General features: G+C 55.6%; 6 protein-coding genes and 1 tRNA gene. 3 read left to right on the forward strand and 4 right to left on the reverse strand.

Going from position 1 to position 6,866, the window contains the following annotated elements:
* Positions 1-153 precede the first annotated feature (153 nt).
* The 3 genes from ACP2AV_RS15455 to ACP2AV_RS15465 all read right to left on the reverse strand — a co-directional run bounded on the left by ACP2AV_RS15455 (position 154) and on the right by ACP2AV_RS15465 (position 2,206).
* Positions 154-690 carry a rubredoxin gene (locus ACP2AV_RS15455; RefSeq protein WP_426373671.1) on the reverse strand — a complete coding sequence of 179 codons (537 nt, stop codon included), beginning with the start codon at positions 688-690 and terminating at the stop codon, positions 154-156.
* Positions 691-866: 176 nt separating this feature from the next.
* Positions 867-2,078, reverse strand: a complete 1,212-nt coding sequence (locus tag ACP2AV_RS15460; RefSeq protein ID WP_426373672.1) for an alkane 1-monooxygenase — start codon at positions 2,076-2,078, stop codon at positions 867-869.
* Positions 2,078-2,206: a hypothetical protein gene (locus ACP2AV_RS15465; RefSeq protein WP_426373673.1), complete on the reverse strand. Its 129-nt coding sequence runs from the start codon at positions 2,204-2,206 to the stop codon at positions 2,078-2,080. The genes ACP2AV_RS15460 and ACP2AV_RS15465 overlap by 1 nt, the downstream gene beginning before the upstream one ends.
* Positions 2,207-2,291: 85 nt before the next feature.
* Here ACP2AV_RS15465 and ACP2AV_RS15470 point away from each other — a divergent pair, with 85 nt between their 5' ends.
* The 3 genes from ACP2AV_RS15470 to ACP2AV_RS15480 all read left to right on the forward strand — a co-directional run bounded on the left by ACP2AV_RS15470 (position 2,292) and on the right by ACP2AV_RS15480 (position 6,686).
* Entirely contained in the window at positions 2,292-4,907 is a 2,616-nt protein-coding gene (locus ACP2AV_RS15470) for a LuxR C-terminal-related transcriptional regulator (protein ID WP_426373674.1), read from the forward strand.
* A gap of 30 nt (positions 4,908-4,937) precedes the next feature.
* Entirely contained in the window at positions 4,938-6,101 is a 1,164-nt protein-coding gene (locus ACP2AV_RS15475; RefSeq protein WP_426373675.1) for an NAD(P)/FAD-dependent oxidoreductase, read from the forward strand.
* Between the two features lie 123 nt (positions 6,102-6,224).
* On the forward strand, positions 6,225-6,686 hold the full coding sequence (locus ACP2AV_RS15480; protein ID WP_426373676.1) for a hypothetical protein: 462 nt from the start codon (positions 6,225-6,227) through the stop codon (positions 6,684-6,686).
* Positions 6,687-6,773: 87 nt separating this feature from the next.
* On the opposite strand, the gene ACP2AV_RS15485 is transcribed toward ACP2AV_RS15480, so the two are convergent.
* A tRNA-Met gene (locus ACP2AV_RS15485) sits at positions 6,774-6,850 on the reverse strand.
* Positions 6,851-6,866: the final 16 nt, after the last annotated feature.

Genomic DNA, 6,866 nt, shown 5'->3' on the forward strand with positions numbered 1-6,866 from the left:
GCCAGACGATCCAACTGTGCAATGCGCGCCTTGCGGTCAAACCCGCCCCGCCGCGCAAGCTGAGCCTGCACCTGAACGTCAAATGCCGACCGGATGGCTGCGGAACTGACCGTGTTGGATCGGGGGGATTCGACTTGGTTCATGCTCTCTCTCCTATTTTTCTTCGTAGAGGACATAGTCCTCTTTCGTGGCGCCACAGTCCGGGCAGCACCAATCATCGGGGATCTGACTGAACAGCGTTCCCGGCGGAAAACCTTCATGTTCGTCGCCAAGGGCTTCGTCGTAGATATGACCGCATGTGATGCAGAGCCATTTGCGGTACGCCGTTCCGGCAGCCGGGGCCGCCTGCGCCGCCGGAGCAGGTTGTGGCGCGGGAGCAGGCTGTGGCGCTGTTTGCGTGGAAGGGGCACTGGATGCTGCAGCAGGTTCCGGGATCGGTGCAGGTGCAGGCTCCGGTGCGGCGGTCGGCGCGGGGGCGGGGGCAGGTTCAACGACCTGAGCGGGCGCAGTTTCGCCCGACGGCGCGCCGCCGATCAGGACAAAGTCTTCCTTGTCGCGCACCGCGCAATCCGGGCAAGCAAAGTCGTCGGGCACTTGTGACCAAGGTGTTCCTGGCGCGAAACCTTCGTGCTGATGACCCTGGATTTCATCGTAGGTGTATCCGCAATCCGGGCATTGATATGTGGCCAATGTTCGTTCCTCCCTTTTACATGCGCGCTGACAGGCGGCATGTGCGTCTCGTTCTTGTTTTCTGTGTTCATTCCTGCCTGCGGCCTTGCCTTCAACTTGAGGCAAGATGTGAGTTGGCAGGTTGGGGTTGGCCCGATTGGGGCCAACTCCTGTGTGTTACGCGATTTGCTTGGAATTTATTCGGCGGGCACGGCGGCCGTTTGCGCAGGTGCGACCGATCCAAATTTGCGCTCATAGTAGTCGCGCATGCCGGGCTCGATCTGAATTTTGTTCAGATCACCTTTGGCCCAATCCAGGACACGGTGATCCATGATCGAACGGAACCACGACGGAATCAGGGCCGCGAAGAACATTCCGGGATAACCCGAGGGCAGTGCCGGCAAGTCCTTGAAGTCGCGCAGTGATTGATAGGACCGCGTAGGATGCGCGTGGTGGTCCGAGTGCCGCTGCAGGTGGAACAGGATCAGGTTCGACATGATATGGTTCGAGTTCCACGAATGGTGCGGCTTCTGATGCTCGTACTTACCGTTGGGCATTTTTTCGCGCAGCAGGCCATAATGTTCGATGTAGTTGGCCGACGTGAGCTGCCACCAGCCGTAGGCCATCTGAATCGGCAGGAACACAAGCATGATGGGTCCGAAGAACGCCAGCAGCCCCGCGTAAAGAACAGCCGTGATGATCAGCGGTTGAAGGATTTCGTTGTCCAGGTTCCAGACACTTTTGCCACTTCTCTTGAGACGCACCTCTTCGAGTTCCCACGCACGTTTGAAAGCACCGGGGATTTCGCGGGTTGAGAAAGCGTAGATACTCTCACCCATTCTTGAGGTTGCCGGATCGTTCGGGGTCGCCACATCGCGGTGGTGCCCTTTGTTATGCTCGATGAAAAAGTGGCCATAGCCGACAACTGCCAGCACCAATTTGGCCATCCAACGATCAAAGGTTTCCTTTTTGTGGCCCAGTTCGTGCCCGGTGTTCAGTGCCAGTCCGTTGACGATACCCAGCGACAAGGCCAACGCGATGAACTCAAACGCATTGATCGGCTGGGTCGCAACCCACCAACAGCACCCGATCAAAGCCGCATAGTGCATGGGCACCGTCAGATAAGTGAGCACCCGATAGTAACGGTCTTTCTCAAGATCTGGAACGGCGGACTCGGGGGGGTTCGAAAAGTCCTCGCCGAACATCGCGTCCAGCAATGGCACCGCCAGATACCACAGGATCAGAACAGTCCCGTACCAGATGCTCCAGCCAGTTTGCGATACCAGATAAAGTCCGATCAGCGGCGTTGCCGGCCAGAATACGGACAATATCCAAAAGTATCTTTTCTTATCGACATATTTTTCATCGGTGCCGGCCTCAACCGTCGCCGCTTCATTCATATCCTTCATCAGTCTGTTCCTCCCTTGAAGGCCATCATCACGTCTGGCGGCGAACAGTAGTTCATGCGTTTCGCATCGTTCGTTTCTGCTGCCAGACATTGAACGACAGAAATCACGCCGACCACGATTCCGCGCAACTACACGTTCGTGTAGTTTCGGGATTTGTGTGTTAAAGCTATGAGGTTTGGACGCCGACGATACATCACTTTCGGGGAGGGAAGGATGATCACGACCCCCGACACAAATTCCAACGATGTCGCCGAATTTCTGGAACGGATGAGCATCCGTCAGAAACGGTTAATCCGCGGCTGCCTGAAACGTGACCGGTTGGACTTTGCCGAGCATCCCGGAGCGAAATGCCTTTTTTTTAGAGCACCCCGCGGCTTCGGCAAGTCGGTTCAAGTCGCCCTGTGCGCCCAATCAGCGATCGACCGCGGAGAAGACTGTATCTATCTGGATCTCTCGTCGTTCTGGCAAGAGGGCGCCTCGGAGGCTGAGCTTATTGCGAGCGCGATTGTCGCGGTTCTGGCCCCTCAGGAATATTCCGGCAATCAGCTTGGGCGCAGCCTGAAGACTGTCGCGCTGCACCATCTTTTAGGTCACAAAAAGCCCGTCACAATCTGTCTGGACGGTGTCACGGATTCCACCACAATCCAGGGATTCCTGAAAACAATCACCCTGGAAACGCCAGAAACCACTCGACTGGTAGTGAGCCAACGTTTTCCAGGTACTTTGCTTTCGCTGTCGGTTCTTTCGGATGTCGTGACAATTGGCCCAAGCGAGTTGAATTTCACGCGCGACGAGACGTGTTCAATTCTACCGTTGGAAGCCGATCGGGCGAAACGGATATTCAATATGACAGAGGGCTGGCCGCTTCTTTGTGCATTGGCTGGCAAATCGAATACCGCAAGCGAGGCGATCATTCATCTGCCCGAGATCCAAACCTATTTCGAAACTGACGTACTGGCACAGATCGCAGAACCGCTTCGCGATTGCCTGATTAACGCCAGCTGGCTGGAAAAAATTACAGCGGAAGCCAGCGACTATGTGTTCAAGATTGACGATTCAGGTCACAAACTGGCTGAACTTGCATCGCGCCACGGGCTTTTGACCTCGAGCGTTGACAAGCCCAACCTCTATGAAATGAACCGGGCCCTGAAAGAGTATCTGCGCAATCGTTTCATCGAAAAACACGGGCCACGCCGATCGTATTTTCTAAAACGTATCGCTTTCTGGCATTGGCGACGGAATGAATACCGCATCGTTGTTGAGGTTGGTCTGCGGGCACACGATCACAGTTGGGCGCAAAGGCTGACCGACCAGGCTCTGTTGGATCTTGCCCTGAGACAGGGCGAGATCGAAGCGTTGGCAACATGGTTTACCGGCATTTCCCGCAACAAGCTTTTTCAAACCCCATCGTTGGCAATCGGCTATGCTTGGGTCTTGTATTTCAGTCAACGTTCACACAAAGCGCACGATCTGCTTGATAGGTTGAACGCTTATTGGGACTCTGCTTCTACGGGTGAAGAAGACCCAAATGGGTGGGCGGAACTGGTCCGCGCGATTGGTCTTGCGACACATGATGAGATGAAGGAAAGCGACGAAGCCTGCGCCGCCTGGATTGAGACCTATGGTTTGACCAACCCGGTCGGGCGGGCCGCCGCGCAGACCTGCAGAGCGTTCATCGCCGCCTCTGACAGGCAGTTTGCGGCCCTTTCGGATCAAATTGCCTCTGCCACTGTCGTCAGCGGCGCGGTTCGTCAGCGCTATGCGTTTGGTTGGCTTGCGAGCGCTCAGGTTCTGGCCCTGCTGTTGATTGGCGACATTCATGGCGCGCGCAGCGAAATTCGGCGCGCACAGGAAAATGAAGACGTTGGCTATGAAAGAACGCCCTTCGTCAAGGGAATGATCGCGTCGTTGGCACTTCAGATTCAGGCGGAAGACGGGTCAACCACACCCGACGAAAGCACCGTGCAAGAGGCTCTAAACTTCGCACTGAATTTTGGAGTGACGGATGTCGTTTGGAGCACCGTCCGAAGCGCAGCCGAAATATATATCCGTCAGGGCGACAAATCGCGGGCCTTTTCGTTGCTTGAACGATGCCGCTTGCTGGCGAAAGAACGCGGTCTGAAACGGTTGGACATGCTGGTTCGGTTGGGCACCGAAGTCTTTGCCATGGGAACCCGAACGAAAACCCCTCTCGCAGACGCGCCCCTCCCATCGGACGAAGACTTGCTGTTTTTGCCGAACCAGAACCGTGCCATCCAGGCGGAAAGCGCGTTGCTGCAAGCCTCAAGGTTCTTGAAAGATCGCAAACTGGGTCTGGCGGAAAGGCACGCGCGCAAAGCCATTTCAGATTTCACCGCCGTAAGGGACCAGATCGGGGAATTTCGCGCGCAATATACCCTTGGTGCCACCCTCTATCTGATGGGTGAGGAAAAACAGGCGCTGAAACGCATCGCCGAAGCCAATCACAAGGCGCAACAACTTGGCAGCTTCAGATCGTTGATAAACAGGCGCCACTTTCTGCGGGCCATTTGCCCAGAAACGAGTGCGCTTCTGGATCAAACAGCACCCGAAACCCCCATGATTGAAATCCCGGCGACCGAGGAGATGGGCGATCAACGCCCCAATGTAGATAGCTCAGCCCCGATCAGTCAAAAACAGGTCGGGGTCTTGCAAAATGCCGCCCTTGGATTGAGCAACAAGGAAATTGCAGCGCGCCTGCATGTCACGGAAGACACCGTGAAATGGCACTTCAGAAAAATCATGCAAGGCCTCAAAGCCGGCAACCGTACCGAAGCTGTACTGATCGCCCGGTCGCTTGGCCTTATCTAAACGTTTGACATTCCCGGGAGGACCAAGAACATGGACACAACTGTTATCATCGGCAACGGCGTAGCCGGCACAAATGCGGCCGCAACTTTGCGGAAAAATGGATACGAAGGCGCGATCAAGCTTATTGGTGATGAAGTGGCGCTCCCCTATCAGCGTCCGCCTCTATCCAAGACCTGGCTGCGCGAGCCAGGCAGGCCGAGCCCAACTCCGATACGCCCACTTTCCTTTTTTCAAGATAATCGTATCGAGCTGATGCGGGCGCGAAGGGTCGTCAGTATCGACAGGGCCGCGCGGGATATTCTCTTTTCCGATGGGAATACGATGAAGTTCGACACCTTGATTCTTGCAACAGGGGCGTCGCCGCGCCGTCTCGATATGCAGGGGGATCTGAAGGGGATTCACTATCTGAGGGGCCTTGGCGATTCCGCAGGACTGCGTCAGGCCCTGGCCTGCGCCGACTGCCGCGATGTTGTGATTATCGGTGCCGGTGTCATTGGACTCGAGGTGGCGTCTGCCGCTGTTGATCTGGGAAAGACCGTCACGGTTATAGAATCTGCCGCACGCGCCATGGCCCGCGTTGCTTCGCCCGCAACAACCAATTTCGTCACTCGGAAGTTAACAGATGCTGGCGTCAAATTTTTGTTCAACCAGAAAGTGAAAGGGTTCGGCACCGCGGGTGACCATGTTTCCACGGTCAATCTTGGCGACGGGACCGAGGTAAAGGCCGATCTTGTATTTGCGGGGATCGGTGCCACGCCCAATGTAAAGCTCGCCCAAGCCGCTGGCTTGGAATGTGACAATGGTATCTGCGTCGATCAGGATATGCGGACATCCGACCCCAAAATATTTGCAATCGGCGACTGCGCCCGCAGTGACAACAAATTTGCGGCCGGAAAACTGCGTATCGAAACCGTTCACAATGCAATCACGCAAGCCCAGGTTGCGGCAGCCGCGATCTGCAACATGGAAAGCCCCGCCCCAGTGCCGCCACGGTTTTGGTCCGATCTCAAAGACATGAAGGTTCAAGCCGTAGGAATAGCGGCCGGTTACGATCTGGTGCGAAGCGATGCGTCACAGAACCCGCTGTCTTTGGAGGTGCACCTGACACGCGGCGAGCGTCTTGTTGCCACTGAAACGGTGAACCTTCCCAACCGTCAGAGTATCCTTGCAAAAGCGATTTCGCCAACAGTTTAGACAGTTGCTCAGGAAGGCTATCGCGGGGCACCACTCAACACCTTCTGCGAGAGAACATCAGCCATCATAGGACAAGATATATTCCGCGCGTTCGATGAAAACCCTGATACCACGAACGCTTTGATGGCGGAAATCAGATCAACCGTAAAGGCGGATCGCCATTTCTATGCATATGACAACATACCAGAAACAGATCTGGGCCGCGACACCAATGCAACGAAACCCCATGCTAGGCGAATGATGTCCATGGTCGGCCGGTTGGTGAAACACAGCGTGTTGATCCGCCAATCAACCAAGGATGTTTCTGACACCTTCAGAACGTCCCATCTTGGCGGAGACATGCAAGTCATCACGTCGTGTGGTGGCTTGATCTCCAATGCTGGTCAAGCAGACAACGCATCCGGTCGTCGGAGGCAAAACCTGACGGTCCTTGATGGGCCTGCCCTTTACCGTGCGCATATTGATAATCTGGTGGGCACGCTATCGGACGAAGACGTCTCTGGCGGTACCATCGAAGAGCTCCACCAAATCATTGTTACTTTGGCCGGTCACCTCGGACGCGGCGTCGAAACATCACGCGCTTGAGATGCGCGGCAATTTATTGGAGCTGCTGAACGTCACAAAGCCCGCCTTGGGGGGCGGGCTTGGATATTTGCGAGCGTTCGTTGAATTTGGTTGCGGGAGTAGGATTTGAACCTACGACCTTCAGGTTATGAGCCTGACGAGCTACCGGGCTGCTCCATCCCGCGACAGAGGTATTGATTG

It is taken from the genome of Aliiroseovarius sp. PTFE2010, from assembly GCF_049943335.1.
Taxonomy (GTDB): Bacteria; Pseudomonadota; Alphaproteobacteria; order Rhodobacterales; family Rhodobacteraceae; genus JBNFVY01.